We start from the raw sequence: 20720 nt of genomic DNA on the forward strand, positions 1-20720 counted from the left end.
TCGAGCCCACGCACACGGGGAGCGCACCTTGCCTGACATCCACATCACGCGCGACCACACGCTCGGACTCGCCGGCGCACGCAAGCTCGCCTTCCAGTGGGCCGAAACCGCGGAAGACAAGCTGGGCATGGCGTGCACCTACGAAGAGGGCAAGACCTCCGACCTCGTCACCTTCACGCGCGCCGGCGCGAACGGGGAGCTCAAGGTGACGAAGGACAGGTTCGAGCTCGACGCGCGCCTGGGCTTCCTGCTCGGCGCCTTCAAGGACCGCATCGAATCCGAGATCGTGAAGAACCTCGACATGCTCCTCGCCCAGGAGGAGCCGCTGAAGGCGTTCAACCAGGCGATCTCGGAGCGCGACGCGGCGAAGAAGTCCCCCGCGAAAAAGCCTGCACCCAGGAAGAAGGCCTGAGCCGTGGCATCCGCCAGCTACAACCTGGCGCGCTTCGATCTGGTGTCCATCCGCCTGGCCGTCGCCTGTGCGCAGGGCGGCAGCCTCACGGGCGCGGCGCGTGAAGCCCACCTCGCCCTCGCCGCCGCGAGCCGCCGCATCCGCGAGCTGGAAGGCGCCATCGGCGAGCCGCTGTTCGAGCGCCATGCGCGGGGCCTGACGCCGACGCCGGCCGGGCGCGTGTTCGCGAAGCACGGCCTCGCCCTGCTGCAGACGCTGGAGCGCATGGGCGACGAACTGTCCGACATGCGGCATGGCGTGGCGCGCCACCTGCGCCTGTCGGCCAGCACGGCGGCGATCAACCAGTTCCTGCCGCCGCTGCTCGCGCAATACGCGCTGCTGCGGCCGCAGATCCGGATCGAGCTGGAGGAGCAGGTGTCGGACACCGTGCCGGCGGCCCTGCGCGAAGCGAGCGCCGACGTCGGTGTATTCGTTGAAGGCCCGGACACGGCGGGCCTGCGGACCCGGCTGTTCCGCACCGATGAGCTCGTGCTCGTCCTTCCCGCGAAGCACCGGCTGCGCGGCCGCGCGCCGCTCGCGTTCGTCGATGCGCTCGACGAGGACTGGATCAGCCTCAACACCGGCGCGGCGATGCTCGTGCAGCAGCAGCAGGCGGCGCTCGCGGCCAAGCGGCCGTTTCGACTGCGCATGCAGGTGCGCAGCTTCGACGCGGTCTGCCACCTGGTCGCATCGGGCCTCGGCCTGGCGATCCTGCCCAGGCAGGCCGCGCTGCCCATCATCCGGGCGATGAAGATCGACTGGCGGCCCCTTGCCGACGGCTGGGCGCAAAGGCGGCTGCTGGTCGCCACCCGCAACGAGACGGCCGACCCGGCGGTGGAGGATTTCGTGGCCTTCCTCGCGCAGCCTTCGCAAACCGCGAAGGCCCGCCGGCGCAAGCAGCAATAGACGCGCGGCGAGGCGGCGCGCACACTGCGCCGCATGGAGACAAGCCAACGCAAGGCCGGGCCGCTCGACGGCCTCAAGGTGGTGGAGCTGGGCCAGCTCATCGCGGGTCCGTTCGCCGCGAAGACGCTCGCCGATTTCGGCGCGGACGTCGTGAAGATCGAGCCCCCGGGCGCGGGCGACCCGCTGCGCAAGTGGCGCCTGCTCAAGGACGGCACCTCCATCTGGTGGCAGGTGCAGTCGCGCAACAAGCGCTCGCTCGCCCTCGATTTGAAGGATGCGCAGGCACAGGAGATCGTGCGCAGGCTGGCCTCGGAAGCCGACGTGCTGATCGAGAATTTCCGCCCCGGCGCGATGGAGGGATGGGGCCTGTCACCGGATGCCCTGATGGCGATCAACCCGCGCCTGATCGTCCTGCGCATCAGCGGGTACGGACAAACCGGGCCCTATCGCGACCGGCCCGGGTTCGGCGTCGTCGCCGAAGCCATGGGCGGCTTGCGCCACCTCACTGCCGAGCCTGGCCGCGTGCCGGTTCGCGTGGGTGTTTCGATCGGCGACACGCTGGCCGCCTTGCACGGCGTGATCGGCATCCTGCTGGCGCTGCAGCACCGGCACGCCTCCGGCAAGGGCCAGGTGATCGACGTGGCGCTGTACGAGGCCGTGTTCAATTGCATGGAAAGCCTGTTGCCCGAGTACAGCGCGTTCGGCGCGGTGCGCGGCGCGGCAGGCAGCGCGCTGCCGGGCATCGCACCCAGCAACGCCTACCTGTGCAGCGACGGCGGCTACGCGCTCATCGCCGGCAACGGCGACAGCATCTTCAAGCGCCTGGCCGCCGTCATCGGCCGCCATGAATTCGCCACCGATCCCGAACTGGCGGACAACGCTGGGCGCGTCGCCCATGTCGAACGTATCGATGCAGCCATCGGCGATTGGACGGCCGCCCGCACCGTGGACGAAGTTCTGGCGGCCCTCGACAAGGCCGGCGTCCCCGCCGGCCGCATCTACACCGTCGCCGACATCGCGGCCGATCCGCACTACGCCGCGCGCGGCATGCTGGAGAGCGTGCGCATGGACGACGGCAGCGAGATCACCGTACCTGGCGTGGTGCCAAAGCTGTCCGCGACGCCCGGCGGCCACCGCCGCAATGCGCCGCTCGCGGTGGGCCAGGACACCGACGACGTGCTGCGCGAAGTCGGCCTCACGCCGGCGCAGATCGGCGAACTCAAGGCCCGCGGCATCGTGGGGAACAAGACATGAAGCGAATTCATTTCAACGAAGTCGTGACGCGCGACGGGTTCCAGATGGAGCCGGAGTTCGTCCCCACCGACGACAAGGTCGCCCTGGTCGACGCGCTCGGCGAATGCGGTTACGCGAAGATCGAGGTGACGTCCTTCACCTCGCCCAGGGCGATCCCGATGCTGCGCGACGCGGAAGAGGTGATGGGCCGCATCCGCCGCGTGCCCGGTGTGGAGTACTCCGTGCTCGTGCCCAACCTGCGCGGCGCCGAGCGGGCGATGGAGTCGCGGGCGGACGAGCTCAACCTCGTCATGTCCACTTCCGAAACGCACAACCGCGCGAACCTGCGCATGTCGCGCGAGCAGAGCTTCGCCGGGCTCGCCGAGGTGATCCGCACGGTGGCAGGCCGCGTGCCGGTGAACGTCTCGCTCTCCACCTGTTTCGGCTGCCCGATGGAAGGCGAGGTGGCGCTGTCGGAAGTGCTGCGCTGGGCCGCGCGATTTGCCGACTTGGGCGTGCGCGGCCTCACGATCTGCGACACGACCGGCATGGCGCATCCGGCGCAGGTGGGCGACATGGTGGAAGCGCTGCAGAAGCAGTTCGCGGCGCTGCAGCTGACCCTGCACTTCCACAACACGCGCGGCATGGGCCTCGCGAACGTGCTCGCGGCGGCGCAGGGCGGCATCACGCGCTTCGACGGCTCGCTCGGCGGCCTCGGCGGCTGCCCCTATGCGCCCGGCGCGAGCGGCAACATCGCGAGCGAAGACGCGATCCACATGCTGGACGCCATGGGCTACGACACCGGCATCGACTTCACGCGGCTGCTCGCGATCGCGCGCGACCTGCCGCGCATCGTGGGGCACACCGTGCCCGGGCAAGTTGCCAAGGCCGGCCGCATCACGGACCTGCACCCGGCACCCGCCGCCTGACCCCTCTCACAATTTCCAGGAGACAACATGACAGCGATTTCCCGTCGCACCCTGATCGCGGCCGCCGGATGCGGCGCCGCGGCGCTGGCCCTGCCGGCCTTCGCGCAATTCGCGGGCAAGACGATCACCCTCATCGTGCCGTCCGCCCCGGGCGGCACCACCGACATCGCGGCGCGCATGCTGGCGGAGCCGCTCGGCAAGCTGCTGCAGGCGTCGGTCGTCGTGGACAACCGCAGCGGCGGCAACGGCAACATCGGCGGGCAGATGGTGGCGCGCGCGCCGGCCGACGGCCTGACGCTGCTGGTCCAGTATTCGGGCTACCAGTGCATCACGCCGCTGATCCAGCCGGTGGCCGGGTTCGACCCGGGCAAGGACCTGAAGCCGATCGGGCACCTGATCGACGCGCCGCAACTGATGGCGGTGCGCGGCAACTTCCCGGCGAACACCTTCGGGGAATTCCTGAAGTACGTGAAGGCCAACCCCGGCAAGGTGAACTACGCCTCCAGCGGCAATGGCTCGCTGCAGCACGTCACGACGGAGCTGCTGAAGGACCTCACGCACACCTTCATGACGCACATCCCCTATCGCGGGACGGGCCCGGCGCTGACGGACCTGCTCGCGGGCACGGTCGATTTCACGATCACCACGCCGCCGCCGCTGCTCGCGCACGTGAAGGCGGGCAAGCTGAAGGCGCTGATGGTGACGGGCAAGAAGCGGCTGGACGCGCTGCCCTCGGTGCCGACGGCGACAGAGGCCGGCGTGCCGCTGGTCGCGTCGTCCTGGTTCGCGGTCTACGGGCCCAATGGCCTGTCACCGGAGCTCCAGGCGAAGCTGTCCGCGGCGGTCGCGCAGGTGGTGGAGAGCGAATCGTTCAGGAAGCGCGCCGAGGAGCAGGGCGCGAAGGCGATCCCGATGAACGGCGCCGAGCTGGCCGCACTGGGGGCCAGCGAGCGCAACATGTGGAACCGCGTGGTGAAGGCGGCGCACATCACCGCGGATTGACAGCAGGGCCGCTCAGCTGAGCGACTCGATCAGGTCCACGTACTGCTGCATCGCGTCGTCGCTGGACGTGCCCTTCAGGCCGTTCCAGGCGTCCCACTTCGCGCGGCCCACCATGTCGCCGAAGCCGGGCTTCTTCTCCGCGTTGTCGCCGGTGGTGGCCTGCTTGTACAGCGCGTAGATCTTCAGGAGCGTGGCGTTGTCGGGGCGCTCGGAGAGGTTCTTGGAATTGGCGACTGCGGATTCGAACGCGGCTTTCAGATCGGCCATGGATGCTCCTTGGGGTAACTTCGCGGTATCTTAAGGCGGCGCGGCCACCCAGAATAGGGGACGTTGCCGAATCCGGCAGCCCGCCCAGACCCCTTCCGGAGGCCGATCGCATGGTGACCCGAATCGTTGCACAGCAAGCCGCCGGCGCCGCGGCCCGCAAGATCCGCAAGGACGCAACGCGCGCCGCGGGCGGCATGCTCGGCCTCTCCGGCGAGCGCATGACCAAGGTGGACACCGCGTGGCTGCGCATGGATTCGCCGAGCAACCTCATGATGATCGTGGGCGTGTGGACCCTGCGTCCACGCATTCGCCATGCCGACCTGTGCGAGCGCGTGCAGGAGCGGCTGCTCAAGTACGCGCGATTCCGGCAGCGCGTGGTGGAGGACACCGCGGGCGCGACCTGGGTGGAGGATGCGAAGTTCGACATCCAGCGGCACGTGCTGCTCGAGAAGCTGCCGCGCCACTCGAAGGGCGAGGAGCAATTCGCGCTGCAGGAGCGCGTCGGCGAACTCGCGATGCAGCCGCTCGATCGCCGCCATCCGCTGTGGCAATTCCACCTGGTCGAGGACTACGACGGCGGCAGCGCGCTGATCGTGCGCATCCATCACTGCATCGCGGACGGCATCGCGCTGATCTCGGTGACGATGTCGCTGGTCGACGGCGGCGCGCCGCCGCCGGAGCGGGCCCGCAAGGCATCCGCGGCAGGCGCACAGGACTGGATCGCGGACACGCTCATCAAACCCTTCACCGACATGAGCGTCAAGGCGCTGGGCGCGGCGGGCGAGGGCGCCGTCCGGTCCCTCGGCTTGCTGCGCGATCCGCAGAAAGGCATCGACGGCTCGCTCGACCTCGCCAAGCTCGCCTACCAGGTGGTCAGCGATGCCGCGGCGCTCGCCCTGATGCCGGACGACTCGAAGACGCGCCTGAAGGGCAAGCCCGGGATGACCAAGCGCGTGGCCTGGTGCGACCCGATCCCGCTGGACGAAGTGCGCGCGGTCGGCAAGGCGCTCAACTGCTCGATCAACGACGTGCTCCTGAGTTGCGTGGCCGGCGCCATCGGGCAATACCTGAAGTCGCTGGGAGACGACATCTCGGGCCAGGAAATCCGGGCCATGATCCCGGTGAACCTGCGGCCCCTGGACCAGGCCTACAAACTCGGCAACCGTTTCGGCCTCGTGCCGCTGGTGTTGCCCATCGGCATGGAAAACCCGATCGAGCGGGTCTACGAAGTGCGGCGGCGGATGGACGCGCTCAAGGGCAGCACGCAGCCGCTGCTCGCGTTCGGCATGCTCGCCATCGCGGGCCTTCTCATCAAGCCCGCGCAGGAGGCGATGCTCAACCTCTTCGGCAAGAAGACCACCGCGGTGATGACGAACGTGCCGGGGCCGCGCGAGAAGCTGAAGTTCCTGGGCTCGACGCTGGAGCAGAGCATGTTCTGGGTGCCGCAGTCCGGCGACATCGGGCTGGGCGTGTCGATCCTCAGCTACGGCGGCGGCGTGCAGTTCGGCGTCATCACCGACACCGTGCTGTGCCCCAAGCCGCAGGCGATCATCGACGAATTCGAACCGGAATTCGCCCGGCTCTCGCTCGTGACCCTGATGCTTCCCTGGGGGGAGTAGCGCCGCTACTCGGCGGAGCTCACCGGCATGTCGCCCAGCCGGGCCGTCGCGAATTCGGCCTCGTAATCCTTGGCGAGCGACATCTTCGCGCCCTCCGTCAGGACCTTGCCCGCCAGCTGGAAGATGGCGTGCTCCTCGTCTTCCAGGTGATGGAAGACCTTGTGCTGCAGCTTCCTGAACTGCGCGATCCACCCGGGCGAGCTGAAGTCCATCTTGTTGAGCTCGTCCACCAGCGAATCCATCTCGTGGTGTTCGGCCATGCCATGGCGCGCCTGGGCGACGCTTTCGTCGAACCCGATGAGCGGGCTATAGAAGCACCGCTCCTCCGCGATGGCATGGGCCGCGAGCTCGTGCTTCAGCTCGCGATACAGGTTGCGGCGCTCGGGCGTGTCGCCGTGGGTGTCCAGCAGCTTCGTGGCCAGCATGCGCTGGGTATCGTGCGACAGGCGCAGGGCTTCGAAGATGTTCATCATGACCGCCGATTGTGGGCAGCGCCGGCTGCCTCGGCTGTAGGCGCGCGCCCCGACCGGGGCTCAGCCTCAGTCGTGCAATTCGGCCCGCGCGAGTTCGACGTCCAGGTGCTCCATCGCGTCCAGCGGCCGGGTGGCGGCCGCCTGTTCGTAGAGGCGGTTGGCATCCTTCAGGCGCTTGTCGCCCTCGAGCATCAGCATGCCGCTCGCGTACTCGATCAGGCAGATCGCGGAGCCCGGGTTGATCTTCAGCGCGTCCTGGTAGAGCTTCAGGCCGGTCTCGCGTTTCGCACCGTAGGTCATGCCGCCGATGAGGGAGCCGACCTTGTCGATCACCTCGGCATGGAAAGCCGCGAGCGCGATGTACGCGTCCGCGTGCCGCGGCTCGAGCGTGATCGTGCGCTCCAGTGCCTCCTTCACCTTGCTCCCGAGCCCCTGCGCCAGTGCCTTGGCCACGCTGATGCCCTGGCTGTAGCGGCCCAGCGAATAGGCTTGCCAGTACCAGGCGTTGGGGTTGCCCGGGTCCAGCGCCGCCTGCGCTTCGGCGCGCTGGGCGACTTCCATGAAGAGGTCGAGCTTGGTCTTTTCCTTCTTCTCGAGGTAGTTCGCGTAGATCGCCTGGGCCTTGTTGGCGGCGGTGATGCCGTGGCCGCCGGCGGCCAGGCCCGCCGCGGCGGCGCCCTGGAAGTCGCCGTTGTGGAACAGGACCCATGCTTCGAGTACGTCGGCCTGCGTGGGCAGCGGCTCGGCGTCCCCGGCGTGCAGCCGCGCCCATTCCTTCTTCAGGCTTGCCGCGTTGAACTTGTAGTCGCCCAGGTGGGGAAAGGGAGTCCACTTCGCCATCTTGTTCCCTTCAGGCGCCGGGGCTGCTGTAGGCCGAAACCAGTCCCAGCAGGTGCATGCGCTGCCCCTGTTCGAGATACGGTGCCAGCAGGTTGAGGACATGGTGCGCGCCGCGCAGCAGGGAGAGCTGCGCGCTTTCGGGCTCCAGCGCGCGGCGCGGCTCGCGCACGTATTCGTAGCTGAGCCAGTAGGTGATGACGACGACCATGGCGGTCGCGGTGGCCTCCACCTCGCGCGAATCGATATTCACCGCGCCCGTGCGGCTCATGCCGTCGAGCATGGACTTCACCGCGCGCGTCTTGTTCTTCAGCACCCACTGGAAGTGCGTCTCGAGCCGGCGGTTCTTCGACAGGAGGTCGTTGAGGTCCCGGTAGAGGAAGCGGTATTGCCAGATCAGCTCGAAGAGCGTGTGCAGGAAGAACCAGGCGTCCTCCACGTCGCGCACGCCGTCGCTCGCATTGAGCAGCTCCGAAAGCGAATGCTCGTAGCGGTCGAAGAGCGAGTTGATCAGTTCGTCCTTGGCCGGGTAGTGGTAGTAGAGGTTCCCGGGGCTGATGTTCAGCTCCGCCGAGATCAGCGTGGTGGACACGTTGGGCTCGCCGAAGCGGTTGAACAGGTCGAGCGTGACTTCCAGGATGCGCTCGGCGGTGCGGCGGGGGGCTTTCTTGGCCATCGCTTCAGGCGAGCCGCTGCGTCGTGAGCGCGAGCTCGTCCAGGACACCGTGCAAGGCGGCGACCGCGCGGCCGATCCGCGCGCGCGGCGGGGGCAACGAGACGAGGTGACGGGTGGCGTCTGCCAGGACGTCGGCGCGCAGCGCGATGCCATGGCGCATGAAGCGCGGCGCCAGGGTCCCGTGCTGTTCGCGCAGCATCGCGCGGGTGCGCTGGTACGCGTGTTCCGCGAGCTCGCGCCGCCGCCCATAGCCGAAGGTGTTGGCCAGGTACAGCTCCGGGTCGCGGTGGTCGGGCTCGATCAGCACGATGTCCGTGCGGGGATAGGCGCGCTCGTATTGCTTCATGCCGAGTTCCATGCGCGAATGGATCATCGAGCGGAAGGTCTGGCTCAGGACGGCCGGCAGCCCGCCGTCCACGATGCGGGGGATCGCGCGCTCCGTGGCATGGAAGGGCACCAGCGGGTTGAGGCACAGCATCAGGTCCACGCCGTCGTCGAGCGCGACCGAGGCGTGCATCGTCTTCTTCAATGCGCCGTCGACGTAGTAGCGGTCGTCGATCTCCACCGGCGGGAACAACCCCGGCATCGCGGAGCTGGCCTGCACGGCCCGCGAGATGGGCACGTGGTCCCAGCCCGGGCGGCCGAAGGGCGCGGCATCGCCGCTGTCCAGGTGGGTGGCGACCAGCGTGAGCTGGGTGCGCAGTTCGCGAAAGTCGTTGGTGCGGCCCTCGCGCGAGAAGAGGGCCTGCAAGCGCAGATGGATCTGCTCGTTCGAAAAGACGCCCGTGGGCAGGGCCGGGCCGAGGCGCTCCAGCGACTGCGCGATGGAACGCCGGCCGGCCGTGGCACTCCACAACGCGGAGGCGGCAGCGCCGGGGAGCATGATCGCGCGGCGCGCGATCTCGCCAAGGGCCGGGCGCATGAGCCACGAAGGATCGAAGCGGTCCGCTCCCGGGCGATCTTCGATGAAGGCCGCGCACAAGGCCCGCGGCGAGATGCCGTTCGCGAGCCCGGCGGCGATGAATCCGCCGGCGGACACGCCGACGTAATGATCCAGCCGGGTGAAGTCCAGGCCGGCGAGCGATTCCTCCAGGGCGCACAGCGCGCCGATTTCGTAGATCGCGCCCAGCGGCCCGCCTCCGGCAAGCGCCAGCGCGATTTTGGGGGCGGGCGTTTTTCTGTTCTTCATCTGCGGTCAGTGTAGGGGGCTTGATTCAACGCCGTTGCTGCGTCGCAGCAATCGGCGGCCGCAGAAACGCGAAAGGCGCCGAAGCGCCTTGCGATGTCGATGGGGCGAGGGCCCTTCAAGCCGACTTGCGCGCGGGGGAGCGTTTGGCTGCGGGCTTCTTCGCGGCCGCCTTCTTTGCCGGCGCGGACTTCGCGGCGCGTTTGGCGCCGAGTCGCTCCACGTTGCGATTGAGCTCGTCGATGCGCGCCATCAACGCATCGATGTCCTTGGCCGACGGCACGCCCAGCTTCTTCAGGGCCTTGGAGACGCGGTCCTCGAAGATGTTTTCCAGCTTGTCCCATTGGCCCGATGCCTTCGAAGAGATGTCGGTGGCCATGTTCGCCATGCGGCTCGTCGCCTCGGAAATCTTCTCTTCGGCCGCGGCCTGCGTCTTGCGCTGGATGGAGGTGCCTTCCTTCACCAGCGTCTCGAAGACCTTGCCGCCTTCTTCCTGCGCCTTGGCGAAGGCGCCCAGCCCGGCGAGCCAGATCTGTTGCGCGGATTCCTTGACGGTGCCGGAGAGGTGCGGTGCGCCGCTGCTGCTGGCGGAGTCGGCGGATCTTTTCGTTTTCGTGACCATGGGGCCTCCTGGAATGGGTTGAACTTCGCGCCGCCCGAAGGGGGCGCATCGCCGCACTGTAAGCCGCCGCGGGCGCACGGATTAGGGGCCCGCTTCTAGACAAGCGGGGGTTTGTGCTGAATGGTCGCGCTGACCTTTGCGCAAGAATTGTGCAGAGCAACAGCAAAAACCTGGAGGTCATCCATGCAGTATTTCGTCACCGGCGCGACCGGCTTCATCGGCAGGCGCCTCGTCAGGAAGCTGCTGGAGCGCAAGGGCTCCGTCGTGCATTTCCTCATCCGCAAGGAAAGCGAAGGCAAGGTCGCGGAACTGCGCGAGTACTGGGGTGTCGGCGCGGCTCGCGCCGTGCCGGTGTTCGGCGACCTTACAGCGAAAAAGCTCGGTGTCGACGCGGCCGACGTGAAGAAGCTCAAAGGACAGGTCGACCATTTCTATCATCTCGCGGCGGTCTACGACCTCTCGGCGGACGAGGAAAGCCAGGTCGCGGTGAACGTGGACGGCACGCGCAACACCGTGGAATTCGCCAAGGCGATCGATGCCGGGCATTTCCACCATGTGTCCTCCATCGCCGCGGCGGGCCTGTACGAAGGCGTCTTCCGCGAAGACATGTTCGAGGAGGCGGAGAACTACGAGCATCCGTACTTCGCGACCAAGCACGAGAGCGAGAAGATCGTCCGCAAGGAGTCGAAGGTGCCGTGGACGGTGTACCGCCCCGCGATGGTGGTGGGCGACAGCCGGACCGGCGAGATGGACAAGATCGATGGGCCCTATTACTTCTTCAAGCTGATCCAGCGCATGAGGCAGTTGCTGCCGCCGTGGATGCCGGCCGTCGGTCTCGAGGGCGGCCGCGTGAACATCGTGCCGGTGGACTTCGTCGTCGATGCGCTCGACTTCATCAGCCACAAGGCGGCCATCGACAAGCGCTGCTTCCACCTCGTGGACCCGGTGGGCTATCGCGTAGGCGACGTGCTTGACATCTTCAGCCGCGCGGCGCATGCGCCCAAGATGAACCTCTTCATCAATGCCGCGCTGCTCGGGTTCATCCCGAAGAGCGTGAAGAAGGGATTGATGGCGGTGGCACCGGTGCGGCGCATCCGCGCGGCGGTGCTGAAGGACCTGGGGTTGCCCGAGGACATCCTCACCTTCATCAACTACCCCACGCGATTCGACAACCGCGAAACCGCGGCGGCGCTCAAGGGCTCGGGGATCGAAGTGCCGAACCTGAAGGACTATGCGTGGCGCCTCTGGGATTACTGGGAGCGCCACCTCGACCCGGACCTGCACATCGACCGTACGCTCAAGGGCACCGTCGGCGGCAAGGTGGTTCTCGTCACGGGCGGCTCCTCGGGCATCGGCCTCGCGGCGGCGCACAAGTTCGCGGAAGCGGGTGCGATCACCCTCATCTGCGGCCGCGACCAGGACAAGCTCGACGAAGCCTGCAAGGAAGCGAGGGCCAAGGGCTACGAGTTCATCGCCTACGCCGCAGACATCGCGGACATGGCGGATGCGGACCGCTTCGTGAAGCTGCTGATCGACAAGCACGGCGGCGTGGACTTCCTCATCAACAACGCGGGGCGCTCGATTCGCCGCGCGATCGAGTCGAGCTACGACCGCTTCCACGACTTCGAGCGCACGATGCAGCTGAACTACTTCGGCTGCCTGCGCGTGACGATGGGGCTGCTGCCCGGCATGGCAGCGAAGCACAAGGGGCACGTGGTGAACATCAGCTCGATCGGCGTGCTCACCAATGCGCCGCGCTTCTCGGCCTACGTGGCGAGCAAGGCGGCGCTCGATGCCTGGACGCGCTGCGCGTCCAGCGAGTTCGCGGACCGCGGGATCACCTTCACCACCATCAACATGCCGCTGGTGCGTACGCCGATGATCGCGCCGACGGGTATCTACAACAACGTGCCGACGCTCGCGCCGGAGGAAGCCGCCGACATGATCGCGGACGCCTGCATCAGCAAGCCGGTGCGCATCGCGACGCGGCTGGGCATCACGGGCCAGTTGATGCACGCGCTGGTGCCGCGCGTGGCCCAGATCGCGATGAACACGAGCTTCCGGATGTTCCCGGATTCATCCGCGGCGAAGGGCGACAAGGCGGCGAAGCCGACGCTGTCACCCGAGGCGATCGCCATGCAGCAGATGATGCGGGGGATTCACTTCTGACACGGTACGGGGCTTCATGCGCAGCGCCGGGCGCTCGACGAACCGCCACGACAACCACGCCATCGCGACGGTGAGGATCACCGTTATCGCAAGCACCGTCGTCCACGCGTGCGCCTGGCCGAACCGCCAGATCAGGGTTTGCTGGATGGGGAAGGCATAGATGTAGATGCCGTACGACAGGTCGCCGAACCGGCCCGCCCGGCGGACGACGGGCGTCGAGGAGACGCCGAACGCGAGGACGGCCAGGGGCAGTGCGAGCCAGATCGCCAGGAAGGACAGTTGGGCGAGCGCGCACGCGACGGCCGCACCCAGCGCCAGCAGCAGGATCATCTTCAGCTTGCCGGAGTTCAGGATGCCGAAGGCCTGGATGAGGACGCCCGCCGAGAAGAAGAAACCGAATTCGAGCAGGAAGCGCTGCTCGAGCGGCCAGCCCAGCCGGGCCATCAGGAAATCGCCGCGCGGCTCCACGACCGCGTACCGCGCGAGTGCGGCGAGCGTGACGACGAGCAGCAGCCATCGCATGCGCCGCCCGGCGACGGCGCCCAGGAGCGCGAGCACGACATAGCATTTGATTTCGAGGGGGATCGTCCACAGCGGCCCGCTGACGGATGTCGGCAGCGCGTTTCCCGTGAAGAAGACCGGCAGCCCGTCGCGCACCAGGAAGATCGCGTTCTTCAGGTACGAAACGACGCCGGGGTGCCTGAAGTAGTCGCGCCAGGGCAAGGGACTCACGAGCGGTCCCCAGATGAAGACCGTCAATGCGACGGCCACGGCGAGGCCGGGCCAGATGCGCAGCAGGCGCCGGGCCGCGAAGCGCCCGAGGTGCGGGTCGGAATCCCAGCTGCCCGCCACCAGGTAGCCGCTCACGGAAAAGAAGATCAGCACGCCGAAGCCGCCCAGCGAATGGACATCGAGGATCACCGGCTCCGGCAGCCCGGTGAGCGCGAACTGGTGCGACAGCAATACGAACAGCGCCGCGCACAGGCGGATGAAGTCGAAATTGTTGAGGTGCCGGCTCGGTTGCATCATGAGGGGGTTAGGGAATCGATTGTGCCTCGCGTGCGCTAAACTCTGCGCCGCCCTCCGCATGAATCAACAGCCTCCCGATTTTTCCCCGGCTCCGGCACGCGCACAGGTGTCGGTGCTGATCAGGACGATGGGACGCGCGACGCTCGGACAGGCCATCTCCTCGGTACGCGCTCAATCGTTCGGCGATTGGGAAATCATCCTGCTCAACGCCAGCGGGCAGCCCTTCGATGCACTCGCGCCGCTTCCTGAAGATGCGCGCATCCGCATGGTCGACCCGCAGCGCCGCGTGCCGCGCGCCGAGGCCGCGAACCTGCTGCTGGACGCGTGCCGCACGGAGTTCGCCGTCTTCCTGGACGACGACGACTGGTTCCTTCCCGATCACCTCGCCAAGCTCGCCGGTGCATTGCGCCGTGACGCATCGCTGGTGGCGGCCTACAGCGACGTCGAATTGCTCGAGGACGCACGGGGCCCCGGCAGGCGCGCCGTCCACACCTTCGCCACGGACTTCGACGCGGACGCGCTGCAACTGCAGAACTACCTGCCGATCCACGCGGTGATGTTCCGCATGGCCGCGGTGTACGCGCAACCCCCGGCCCGCTTCGACGAGGGCATGTCGCTCTTCGAGGATTGGGATTTCTGGGTGCAGCTGTCCAGGCGGGGGCGCTTCGAGCACGTGCCCGGTGTCTCGGCCGCCTATGCGCTCGATGCATCGCAAGGATCGGGACACGCGGCCCAGGGGCAGGCGCGCAGGGAAATGCTGGAGTCGATGGCACGGCGCCAGCTCGCGCGGTGGACACCGGCCGACGTCGTACGCCTGATCGAGCGCGAGACGCGCCAGCAGGGTCTCAGGAACCAGCGGGACCAGGAACTCGCGGCGGAACGGTCCCGCCTCGCCGACCTGCAGCTGTCCCTGGACGAAATGTTTCAGCTGGTGATCGCGACGCAGGCGCAGGTCTCGCACCTGGAATCCGAGGCGGCGAAGCAGGCCGCGCTGGCGGCGCAGCGCGAGGCCTTGATGGCGCTCCAGCAAGCCGAGCTCGCGCTGCTGGCACGCGTGCGAGAAGACCTGCTGGAACAGGTGCGCGCGCTTCGCGCATCGACCTCGTGGCGCATCACGCGCCCCTTGCGCTACGCGGGGCGGCAGGCACGCAGGGCGGCGCGCGCGATGCGGCTCGCCTTGCGCGTGCTGCGCACGGCCGCGGACGAGCTGCGCCGCCAGGGCCCACGCGGTTTCGCGCTGCGGTTGCCTTACTACCTCCGCCAGCGGCGCGTGTATCTCGCCCGCCTCGCGGGCGCGCCCGCGGGCCCGTCGGCCAATCCCTTCGCGGCCGGACCGGCACGCGTGCGCGCGGACACGCGGCTGCATCCCGACATCGACGATTCGGTGGAGCCTGTCGGCGCGACGGTGTCGGTCGTCATCCCTGCCTTCAATGCCGGGCCGGAATTCGAGTGGCTGCTGCGCAAGCTCAAGGCGCAGAAAGGGGTCGCCGGCGTCGAGATCGTGGTGGTCGATTCCGGTTCGGGCGACACCACCGTCGCCATGGCGCGCGCGGCGGGCGCGCGGGTGATCGAGATCCCGCAGTCGGAGTTCTCGCACAGCCACTCGCGCAACCTCGGCGCCGAAGCCGCGACTGGCGACTACGTGCTCTTCATCGTCCAGGACGCGTACCCCGTCGGCGACCACTGGATGAACGGCATGCTGCGCGCGCTGCGCGACCCGGCGCACGCGCGCCTGGCGGCGGTGTCGTGTTCGGAGTTCGCGCGCAGCGACAGCGACCTCATGTACGACGCGATGATCGACACGCACTACCGCTTCCTCGGTTGCCTCGAGAACGATCGCATCGGCGCGCACACCGGCGACGACCACATGTCGCTGCGCTCGCAGGGCCAGCTGAGCGACGTGTCGTGCCTCATCGCGCGCGACCTGTTCCAGCGCTACCGCTACCGGGGGAACTACGCGGAGGACCTCGACCTCGGCATCCGCCTGATCAAGGATGGCTGGCAGGTCGCAATGCTCGCATCGGTCAAGACCATCCACTCGCACAACCGGCCGGCTTACTACTACCTCAAGCGTTCCTACGTCGACGTGATCTTCCTCGTGGGCCTGTTCGACGACTTCGCGTACCCGCACTGCGAATCGCTGCACGGCCTCGTCCAGGGCATCGTCTCGTGCGCCGCCTACGCGACCGACTGGATCGCCGAAGTCCGCGCCGCCGGCGGCGATGCCACGGGCGCGCGGCTGAAGGGGTGGACTGCGCGCTGGCGTCGCGAGAGCGCGCGGCTTCGCACAGGCGGTTCGTTGGCGCTGGGCGACGCACGCCTGGAACAGTTCGTCGCGGGCCTGGCGGCCGATGTCGGCGCGGCCCCCTCGGGTGACCGCAACGCGGCGGCCGAAGCGCGCCGCTTCGGCGATGCCTTCTGCGACCGCCTGGACCATGGCGCGCGGTTCATGGCGGGCATCTACGACGACGGCGACGCGGTGCCGGCGGAGGAACTCGTCGCGGTGATCGGCAAGACCTTCGCCGCCACCACGGGCTCGCTCCTGGCCTTCCATGGCCTCGACCATCGCAAGGAGGGCGTGCCGGGCTTCGAACACGCGCAGCGCCTCCACGCGGCGTTGACGCAAGGCGTGTGATGCGGATCCTTTTCATCCTGCACCAGTTCTTCCCGGAGTTTTCCGGCGGGACCGAACGCGTCGCCCTGAATCTGGCGCGCATGGCGCAGCACGCCGGGCACCATGTCCATGTACTGGCCTGTGCGGTGCACCCGCCAGGCATCGCGGCGGCGCCCGTCGAGACCCCGGTGCCCGCCTGCCTGCGCCTGACCTGGGACGGCATCCCCGTCACGCTCATTCCGCGCGACGCCCTGCCGGCCACCGCCGACATCGGGTTCGAGATCGACGAAGGGCTCGCGGGCCGCCTGGCCGCGTGGATGGATGCCGAGCGCTTCGAGGTCGCGCATGTGCTGCACACGATGCGCATGGGCAGCGCGGTGCTGGCGGCGCAGCGCTGCGGCCTGCCCTATGTCCTCACGCTCACCGACTTCTTCCTGCCCTGTGCGCGCATCAACCTCGTGACGGCCAAGGACGAGCTGTGCGACGGACCCGAGGGCGGGCGGCGCTGCGCGCGCGATTGCGCCGTGCCGCCGTGGGACGAGGCCAGCTATCGCCGGCGCTACGAGCATGCGCACGCGCTGCTTGCCGCAGCCGCGGAGCGCATCGCGCCCTCCAACTTCGTGGCGCAGCGTTTTCGTGCGTCGTTCGACGGCCTGCCTTTCAAAGTGGTCCCGCACGGCATCGACCTGGTCGCGCTCGCGCGCGCGGCGGGCGCCGCTGCGCAGAGAAAGCCGGCGCCGGGCCTCAAGCTGGTGTTCGCCGGTTCGGTCATTCCGCAAAAAGGCCTGGCCGTGCTGCTGCGCGCACTGGCCCTGCTGCCGGACCGCGAGCTCAGCCTCCAGGCGGTGGGCGGCTTCTACGGCAATCCCGCCTACCACCAGGAAGTGCGCGCGCTGGCGGCCGCGGACCCTCGCGTGCACCTCGCCGGCGGCCTGCCATCGGCCCAGGTCTACGCCGCACTGCGGTCCGCGGACTTGTTGTGCCTGCCCTCGCAGGTTCCCGAGAGTTTTTCGCTGGTGCATGTGGAGAGTGCCGCCGCGGGCATTCCCGCGCTGGTGTCGCGACTGGGCGCCCCCGGCGAGCGGGTCGTCGAGACCGGCGGGGGGATGGCCGTCGCCGGCGAAGACGCGCGTGCGTGGGCAGGCGCCATCGGGCGCGTCCTGGACCAGCCGCAGTTGCTGGGGCAATGGCGCGCGGCGCTGCCCCTTCCCATGCGTATCGAGGAAGAGGCCTTCTTCTACGATTCGCTGCTGCGGCGCGCGCGCCGCTAGGGTGTCCCGGCCGGGATGGGTCCGCTGCGGCCGCGCAGGCCGTCGCGTATGCCGGCGATCACGCAGCGCAGCCTCTGGCGCCGCAGCGGTGCGAGGAGGAACAGGGCTCCCAGCTTGAAGACGACCTGGAACAGGTCGCTCAGCAGCCACCCGCGCGGAATCCACTTGCGCCGCCACAACAGGAGGTGGTTGCGCACTTGCAGGTAGCTGCGCGCGGGCTGGTGGAGCGAGAGCTGGCGGCCCCAGATGGAGATCACCCGGTCGCCGATCGTGTGCTGCATCCGGCATCCTGCGGCCACCGCGACGGACAGGCCCTGGGCGCGCGCGCGCAGCGACCATTCGACATCGACATAGTCGAGGAACAGCGCGTCGTCGAACGGGCCGACCTGGCGGAACGCCTGCGCGCTCGTCAGGCAGCCCGAGGTGATGATGTGGTCGACCTCCACACGGCCCGCAGGAGGCGCGGCGACGTGCCTTCGAACGAAGCGCACCGGCCGCAGCACGCGCAGCGCGACGCCGCTGCGCGAATCCCTCCACACCGGGCCGATCGCGGCCAGACCTGGGCCGGCCGCGGCGAATTCTTCGAGCAGGCAGCGCACGAGCTCGCTGTCCGGCCGGCTGTCCTGGTCGAAGCTGACGAGGTGCGTGGCGCCGGCTGCCAGCGCGCGGCGCCACGCCTCGTTCAGCCCGCCGGCCGTGCCGGTGTTGGACGGCATGCGCACGTGCATCGCACCCCCCAGAGTCGCAGGGTCCAGCGCCGGTTCGCCGGGCGAGTTGTCGATCACCACCACGCGCGCCACTTGCGGGGCGAGCGCCGTCACGAGCGCCGCGAGTGCGGCGGGGTCGGGATGGAAACAGACGATGCTCGACCAGACGACGGGGTCGCTCCCCGGGCGGGCGCGCGTCGCGTCCATCAGCGCAGCCCCAGGGCCCGCAGGATGACGTCGCGCTGCGTGAACCACGCGTACTTGCCGAGCGCGTCGGCATGCGCGCGCGCGGCGATGGCGCGGTACTCTCCCAGCCGGCCCAGCGCCTGCCGGATCACGCCCGCCCACTCGTAGGAGCGCGACAGGAAGCCGGTGACGCCATGGTCGATGGCCCGCGCGTACACATGGCTGGGCGAGGCGATGCTGAGCGTGCCCACGGCGGCGGCCTCGAAGTACTTCAACTCCGACTTGCAGTCCGTGAACGTGTTGAACTGCAGCGGCATGAGGTTGAATTCCACCGAGCCGATCAGCCGCTGCAGGTTGACGTAATCCTGGAAGGGATAGCGCTTCACGCGCGAGCCGAAGCGCTCGAGGCGCGGCCCGGCCTCGATGTAGCCCACCACCACGACGCCCAGCCGTTCGTCTTCCTCCAGCAGTTCCTCCAGCGCGGGAACCACCATCGCGAAGTCGCGGTTGTGCGAGGGCGAGCCGCTGAAGTAACCCAGGTGGATGAGCCCGTCCTGGCCGGGAGATTGCGTCGCCTTCGCCTCGAACACGCGTTCGGACAGCGCGAGCTGTTCGCGGTTCATGAAATTGGGAACGACCTCCACGGGAATGCCCGCGAAGGCGCGCATGCGCGCCGCGAGGTACTCGTTGGTGGTGATGCCGCCGTCGCACAGCTTGAGCGCGGCGCCCATGCGGCTCAGGTAGGCGAACCAGTCGTTCCACACCTGCGGGTTGTCGGCGTCGAGGTCGAGCGTGTTGACGAGCAGGTGCACGTAGTCCGTGTCGAAGACGAAGTCGTCGACGTCGAACAGCACGCGCTTGCCGCGCCGGCGAAACGCCGCCACGAGGCGGTTCACGCGGTGGTCGTAGCGCGTGCGGCCGATCACCAGCAATTCGGCGGCCTGCGCGATTTCCTCCAGGCGCGTCAGGTCCGCGTGGAAGAAGTAGGACGCGCCGATGTCGCCTTCCCCGTCGTTCAGCACTTCCACCATGTTGTGCACGCGGTAGCGAAAGGTGCTGTTGTCCGCCTGCTCGTAGAAGTAGGCGACCGCACGCGGCCGGCGCGCGAGCAGCCGCATGCGTTCCTGCAGTGGGAGGTGCCAGGGGTCCTCGTGCGGGACGGCCGGCACCGTGGACAGCGAGAACATCAGCCGGGCGTCCCGAAGCGGTCGACCACCTGCGCCAGCGCCGCGTGCCAGTCGGCCTGCATCCGGCGGTCGCGGAAATTCGCGGTGCGCTGCGGCTCGTCGCACGCGAGCGCGACGCCTTGCGCAAGCGTCCCGAGCATCGGCTCCAGGTCCGTGTCGCCGCACAGGATGTTGCGGCAGTAGCCGCCCAGGTCCTGCTTGTTGCCGAAGCGGTTGGTGACGACCACGGCCCCGCTCGCGCTCAGGTCGAAGGGCGGGTAGCTCGGGTGCGGCGTGTACATCAGGCACAGGGCGAGATCCACCGTGCTTGCGAATTCGGCGTATTCGGCCCAGCTCAGGTTTTCCAGCCGCCGGGGCGAATAGCGGCCCGCGTCGAGGCGGATCTTCGGAATGTCCTTGCCCACGAAGACGATGTCCCACTCGTCCAGCTTCACCACGCCTCGCGCGATCGCGGCCTCCAGCACTTCGAGGCCGAAGTAGAAGAGGTTGCGCACGTTGTGCGGCCGCGCGTAGAACATCAGCGTGCGCTTGCCCGTGCCGGCCGAATGCCGCGGCTGGAACACCTGCGGCGGGAACGCCGGCTCGAACGCGAGGCCGTGGTGTGCGACGTTGTCCAGGCCGCTCGCGACCAGGTGGTCGAACAACAGGCGCGTGTTGATCGCGAAGCGCAGCTGCGGGTCCTTCAGCACGCGCGAGCAGCGCAGGTGCTCGTCGCCGTGGGGATAGAACATGCGCTCGTCCTCCTGCAGCAGGTAGACGATGTCCGCGGCGGGCACGCTGCCCATCGTCGCGGCGGTGGTCCACCACGAGGTGGTAAGGAACAGCTCGCCTTCGTGCGTGTCCAGCTGGTGGCGTTCGTCGTGAAACGGGGCGAATGCGAATTCGACTTCGTGGCTCATCTCGATGCCGTAGGTCGCGAGAACGCCGGCCAGCCCAGAGGGTTGCGCGCGTTCCGTGCGCGTGACGATGCGCAGTGTCGCGCCGCGCCGCTGGGCGATCAGGCAGCCCAGGATCACGGCGGTGCCGACGCCGCCGTACAGGCTGCCCTTGTTGATGCTGTCGGTGACGATGCTCACGCGCGGCAGCGCGGGGCGGGGCGACGTGAACAGGCGCAACGCCGTGCATTGCTGCGCCTGCTTGGCCGCGAGCTCCGCCGCGCTGACCCAGCCGATATCGGCCAGCGACAACGGGGTCTCCTGGCCCGGCGGCTGCACGCCGAAGAGGGCGCGGCCGCGGCGCGCCACGCGCGCCCATCCTTCGCGGATCAGCCGGCGCGTGCCGTGGCGGCGCTGGAAACGAAGGGCTCTCTCGATCAGGTTGGTCATCTTCTGGCGCCTCGCACAGGTGCGGGCGGTT

The 20720-nt window shown here is 68.5% G+C and carries 19 protein-coding genes; 9 read left to right on the forward strand and 10 right to left on the reverse strand.

Annotated features, from left to right (window positions below):
• Positions 1-28: 28 nt before the first annotated feature.
• The 5 genes from I5803_RS17155 to I5803_RS17175 are packed head-to-tail and all read left to right on the forward strand — an operon-like array spanning position 29 to position 4521.
• Positions 29-412, forward strand: a complete 384-nt coding sequence (locus I5803_RS17155; RefSeq protein WP_196987536.1) for a polyhydroxyalkanoic acid system family protein — start codon at positions 29-31, stop codon at positions 410-412.
• 3 nt (positions 413-415) lie between these two features.
• On the forward strand, positions 416-1357 hold the full coding sequence (locus tag I5803_RS17160; RefSeq protein ID WP_196987537.1) for a LysR family transcriptional regulator: 942 nt from the start codon (positions 416-418) through the stop codon (positions 1355-1357).
• Between the two features lie 33 nt (positions 1358-1390).
• On the forward strand, positions 1391-2611 hold the full coding sequence (locus I5803_RS17165; RefSeq protein ID WP_196987538.1) for a CaiB/BaiF CoA transferase family protein: 1221 nt from the start codon (positions 1391-1393) through the stop codon (positions 2609-2611).
• Positions 2608-3519, forward strand: a complete 912-nt coding sequence (locus I5803_RS17170) for a hydroxymethylglutaryl-CoA lyase (protein ID WP_196987539.1) — start codon at positions 2608-2610, stop codon at positions 3517-3519. Before I5803_RS17165 ends, I5803_RS17170 begins: the two co-directional genes overlap by 4 nt.
• A gap of 27 nt (positions 3520-3546) precedes the next feature.
• Entirely contained in the window at positions 3547-4521 is a 975-nt protein-coding gene (locus I5803_RS17175) for a Bug family tripartite tricarboxylate transporter substrate binding protein (protein WP_196987540.1), read from the forward strand.
• Positions 4522-4533: 12 nt separating this feature from the next.
• Here the strand turns inward: I5803_RS17175 and I5803_RS17180 are convergent, their stop codons facing one another.
• Positions 4534-4788, reverse strand: coding sequence for an acyl-CoA-binding protein (locus tag I5803_RS17180; protein ID WP_196987541.1), 255 nt, complete (start codon positions 4786-4788; stop codon positions 4534-4536).
• 218 nt (positions 4789-5006) lie between these two features.
• On the opposite strand from I5803_RS17180, the gene I5803_RS17185 reads away from it, so the two are divergent.
• The gene (locus I5803_RS17185) at positions 5007-6407 is read left to right on the forward strand and encodes a wax ester/triacylglycerol synthase family O-acyltransferase (protein ID WP_435520874.1); all 1401 of its coding nucleotides are present in this window, start codon (positions 5007-5009) and stop codon (positions 6405-6407) included.
• Between the two features lie 5 nt (positions 6408-6412).
• Here I5803_RS17185 and I5803_RS17190 read toward each other — a convergent pair whose 3' ends face one another.
• The 5 genes from I5803_RS17190 to I5803_RS17210 all read right to left on the reverse strand — a co-directional run bounded on the left by I5803_RS17190 (position 6413) and on the right by I5803_RS17210 (position 10201).
• A complete protein-coding gene (locus I5803_RS17190) occupies positions 6413-6880 on the reverse strand; it encodes a hemerythrin domain-containing protein (RefSeq protein ID WP_354001682.1) in 468 nt (155 codons plus the stop codon).
• 66 nt (positions 6881-6946) lie between these two features.
• On the reverse strand, positions 6947-7720 hold the full coding sequence (locus tag I5803_RS17195; protein WP_196987543.1) for a tetratricopeptide repeat protein: 774 nt from the start codon (positions 7718-7720) through the stop codon (positions 6947-6949).
• Positions 7721-7730: 10 nt separating this feature from the next.
• Positions 7731-8393, reverse strand: coding sequence for a TetR/AcrR family transcriptional regulator (locus I5803_RS17200; RefSeq protein ID WP_196987544.1), 663 nt, complete (start codon positions 8391-8393; stop codon positions 7731-7733).
• Positions 8394-8397: 4 nt separating this feature from the next.
• A complete protein-coding gene (locus I5803_RS17205; protein WP_196987545.1) occupies positions 8398-9582 on the reverse strand; it encodes a patatin-like phospholipase family protein in 1185 nt (394 codons plus the stop codon).
• A gap of 115 nt (positions 9583-9697) precedes the next feature.
• A complete protein-coding gene (locus I5803_RS17210) occupies positions 9698-10201 on the reverse strand; it encodes a phasin family protein (protein WP_196987546.1) in 504 nt (167 codons plus the stop codon).
• A 183-nt stretch (positions 10202-10384) separates the two neighbouring features.
• Here I5803_RS17210 and I5803_RS17215 point away from each other — a divergent pair, with 183 nt between their 5' ends.
• Positions 10385-12370 carry an SDR family oxidoreductase gene (locus I5803_RS17215; RefSeq protein ID WP_196987547.1) on the forward strand — a complete coding sequence of 662 codons (1986 nt, stop codon included), beginning with the start codon at positions 10385-10387 and terminating at the stop codon, positions 12368-12370.
• Here I5803_RS17215 and I5803_RS17220 read toward each other — a convergent pair.
• On the reverse strand, positions 12320-13399 hold the full coding sequence (locus tag I5803_RS17220; RefSeq protein WP_196987548.1) for an acyltransferase family protein: 1080 nt from the start codon (positions 13397-13399) through the stop codon (positions 12320-12322). The two genes, I5803_RS17215 and I5803_RS17220, sit on opposite strands and share 51 nt — an antisense overlap.
• A 58-nt stretch (positions 13400-13457) precedes the next feature.
• Here I5803_RS17220 and I5803_RS17225 point away from each other — a divergent pair, with 58 nt between their 5' ends.
• Together I5803_RS17225 and I5803_RS17230 are read left to right on the forward strand one after the other, a co-directional pair.
• Positions 13458-16034 (forward strand): glycosyltransferase family 2 protein, encoded by a 2577-nt coding sequence (locus I5803_RS17225; protein ID WP_196987549.1) that lies wholly within the window; start codon positions 13458-13460, stop codon positions 16032-16034.
• Positions 16034-17284: a glycosyltransferase gene (locus I5803_RS17230; protein WP_196987550.1), complete on the forward strand. Its 1251-nt coding sequence runs from the start codon at positions 16034-16036 to the stop codon at positions 17282-17284. Before I5803_RS17225 ends, I5803_RS17230 begins: the two co-directional genes overlap by 1 nt.
• On the opposite strand, the gene I5803_RS17235 is transcribed toward I5803_RS17230, so the two are convergent.
• Genes I5803_RS17235 through I5803_RS17245 form a run of 3 tightly spaced genes read right to left on the reverse strand, consistent with a single transcriptional unit; the run spans position 17281 to position 20689 of the window.
• Positions 17281-18198, reverse strand: a complete 918-nt coding sequence (locus I5803_RS17235; RefSeq protein ID WP_196987551.1) for a glycosyltransferase family 2 protein — start codon at positions 18196-18198, stop codon at positions 17281-17283. The two genes, I5803_RS17230 and I5803_RS17235, sit on opposite strands and share 4 nt — an antisense overlap.
• Complete coding sequence (locus tag I5803_RS17240) at positions 18198-19364, reverse strand: glycosyltransferase (RefSeq protein ID WP_196987552.1); 1167 nt, start codon at positions 19362-19364, stop codon at positions 18198-18200. The genes I5803_RS17235 and I5803_RS17240 overlap by 1 nt, the downstream gene beginning before the upstream one ends.
• Complete coding sequence (locus I5803_RS17245; protein ID WP_196987553.1) at positions 19364-20689, reverse strand: rhamnosyltransferase WsaF family glycosyltransferase; 1326 nt, start codon at positions 20687-20689, stop codon at positions 19364-19366. Before I5803_RS17245 ends, I5803_RS17240 begins: the two co-directional genes overlap by 1 nt.
• Positions 20690-20720: the final 31 nt, after the last annotated feature.

This window comes from Caenimonas aquaedulcis, from assembly GCF_015831345.1.
In the GTDB taxonomy this organism is placed as follows: Bacteria; Pseudomonadota; Gammaproteobacteria; order Burkholderiales; family Burkholderiaceae_C; genus Ramlibacter; species Ramlibacter aquaedulcis.

Excerpts from the sequence above, each read along its gene's own strand:
- I5803_RS17190 (WP_354001682.1), bottom strand. The coding sequence starts at position 6,880 with ATGATGAACATCTTCGAAGCCCTGCGCCTGTCGCACGATACCCAGCGC.
- I5803_RS17165 (WP_196987538.1), top strand. The coding sequence starts at position 1,391 with ATGGAGACAAGCCAACGCAAGGCCGGGCCGCTCGACGGCCTCAAGGTG.
- I5803_RS17200 (WP_196987544.1), bottom strand. The coding sequence starts at position 8,393 with ATGGCCAAGAAAGCCCCCCGCCGCACCGCCGAGCGCATCCTGGAAGTC.
- I5803_RS17220 (WP_196987548.1), bottom strand. The coding sequence starts at position 13,399 with ATGATGCAACCGAGCCGGCACCTCAACAATTTCGACTTCATCCGCCTG.
- I5803_RS17225 (WP_196987549.1), top strand. The coding sequence starts at position 13,458 with ATGAATCAACAGCCTCCCGATTTTTCCCCGGCTCCGGCACGCGCACAG.
- I5803_RS17170 (WP_196987539.1), top strand. The coding sequence starts at position 2,608 with ATGAAGCGAATTCATTTCAACGAAGTCGTGACGCGCGACGGGTTCCAG.
- I5803_RS17230 (WP_196987550.1), top strand. The coding sequence starts at position 16,034 with ATGCGGATCCTTTTCATCCTGCACCAGTTCTTCCCGGAGTTTTCCGGC.
- I5803_RS17245 (WP_196987553.1), bottom strand. The coding sequence starts at position 20,689 with ATGACCAACCTGATCGAGAGAGCCCTTCGTTTCCAGCGCCGCCACGGC.
- I5803_RS17205 (WP_196987545.1), bottom strand. The coding sequence starts at position 9,582 with ATGAAGAACAGAAAAACGCCCGCCCCCAAAATCGCGCTGGCGCTTGCC.
- I5803_RS17215 (WP_196987547.1), top strand. The coding sequence starts at position 10,385 with ATGCAGTATTTCGTCACCGGCGCGACCGGCTTCATCGGCAGGCGCCTC.
- I5803_RS17180 (WP_196987541.1), bottom strand. The coding sequence starts at position 4,788 with ATGGCCGATCTGAAAGCCGCGTTCGAATCCGCAGTCGCCAATTCCAAG.
- I5803_RS17195 (WP_196987543.1), bottom strand. The coding sequence starts at position 7,720 with ATGGCGAAGTGGACTCCCTTTCCCCACCTGGGCGACTACAAGTTCAAC.
- I5803_RS17235 (WP_196987551.1), bottom strand. The coding sequence starts at position 18,198 with ATGGACGCGACGCGCGCCCGCCCGGGGAGCGACCCCGTCGTCTGGTCG.
- I5803_RS17210 (WP_196987546.1), bottom strand. The coding sequence starts at position 10,201 with ATGGTCACGAAAACGAAAAGATCCGCCGACTCCGCCAGCAGCAGCGGC.
- I5803_RS17175 (WP_196987540.1), top strand. The coding sequence starts at position 3,547 with ATGACAGCGATTTCCCGTCGCACCCTGATCGCGGCCGCCGGATGCGGC.
- I5803_RS17185 (WP_435520874.1), top strand. The coding sequence starts at position 5,007 with ATGACCAAGGTGGACACCGCGTGGCTGCGCATGGATTCGCCGAGCAAC.
- I5803_RS17240 (WP_196987552.1), bottom strand. The coding sequence starts at position 19,364 with ATGTTCTCGCTGTCCACGGTGCCGGCCGTCCCGCACGAGGACCCCTGG.